The organism is Roseisolibacter sp. H3M3-2 (assembly GCF_029211165.1).
GTDB lineage: Bacteria > Gemmatimonadota > Gemmatimonadetes > Gemmatimonadales > Gemmatimonadaceae > Roseisolibacter.
This window is the reverse complement of record NZ_JARGEK010000661.1, coordinates 1-1,202: the sequence shown is the minus strand read 5'-3', so window position 1 is coordinate 1,202 and position 1,202 is coordinate 1. Positions and strand designations below refer to the sequence as shown.

The following is a 1,202-nucleotide window of genomic DNA, read 5'->3' as shown; positions in this document are numbered from 1 at the left end:
ACAGTCGATGAATCCAGAAAAGCGGCCATTTTCCACCATGATATTCGGCAAGCAGGCATCGCCATGGGTCACGACGAGATCCTCGCCGTCGGGCATGCGCGCCTTGAGCCTGGCGAACAGTTCGGCTGGCGCGAGCCCCTGATGCTCTTCGTCCAGATCATCCTGATCGACAAGACCGGCTTCCATCCGAGTACGTGCTCGCTCGATGCGATGTTTCGCTTGGTGGTCGAATGGGCAGGTAGCCGGATCAAGCGTATGCAGCCGCCGCATTGCATCAGCCATGATGGATACTTTCTCGGCAGGAGCAAGGTGAGATGACAGGAGATCCTGCCCCGGCACTTCGCCCAATAGCAGCCAGTCCCTTCCCGCTTCAGTGACAACGTCGAGCACAGCTGCGCAAGGAACGCCCGTCGTGGCCAGCCACGATAGCCGCGCTGCCTCGTCCTGCAGTTCATTCAGGGCACCGGACAGGTCGGTCTTGACAAAAAGAACCGGGCGCCCCTGCGCTGACAGCCGGAACACGGCGGCATCAGAGCAGCCGATTGTCTGTTGTGCCCAGTCATAGCCGAATAGCCTCTCCACCCAAGCGGCCGGAGAACCTGCGTGCAATCCATCTTGTTCAATCATGCGAAACGATCCTCATCCTGTCTCTTGATCAGATCTTGATCCCCTGCGCCATCAGATCCTTGGCGGCAAGAAAGCCATCCAGTTTACTTTGCAGGGCTTCCCAACCTTACCAGAGGGCGCCCCAGCTGGCAATTCCGGTTCGCTTGCTGTCCATAAAACCGCCCAGTCTAGCTATCGCCATGTAAGCCCACTGCAAGCTACCTGCTTTCTCTTTGCGCTTGCGTTTTCCCTTGTCCAGATAGCCCAGTAGCTGACATTCATCCCAGGTGGCACTTTTCGGGGAAATGTGCGCGCCCGCGTTCCTGCTGGCGCTGGGCCTGTTTCTGGCGCTGGACTTCCCGCTGTTCCGTCAGCAGCTTTTCGCCCACGGCCTTGATGATCGCGGCGGCCTTGGCCTGCATATCCCGATTCAACGGCCCCAGGGCGTCCAGAACGGGCTTCAGGCGCTCCCGAAGGTCTCGGGCCGTCTCTTGGGCTTGATCGGCCTTCTTGCGCATCTCACGCGCTCCTGCGGCGGCCTGTAGGGCAGGCTCATACCCCTGCCGAACCGCTTTTGTCAGCCGGTCGGCCACGGC

The 1,202-nt window shown here is 60.1% G+C and carries 1 protein-coding gene and 1 pseudogene; both read right to left on the bottom strand.

Annotated elements, in window-relative coordinates; translation table 11 throughout:
* On the bottom strand, positions 1-627 hold a 627-nt coding region (locus PYV61_RS25550), incomplete at its 3' end, for an APH(3') family aminoglycoside O-phosphotransferase (RefSeq protein WP_275836705.1).
* 28 nt (positions 628-655) lie between these two features.
* A pseudogene (locus PYV61_RS25545) lies at positions 656-1,010 on the bottom strand (IS4 family transposase); the annotation flags it as partial.
* Positions 1,011-1,202 lie beyond the last annotated feature (192 nt).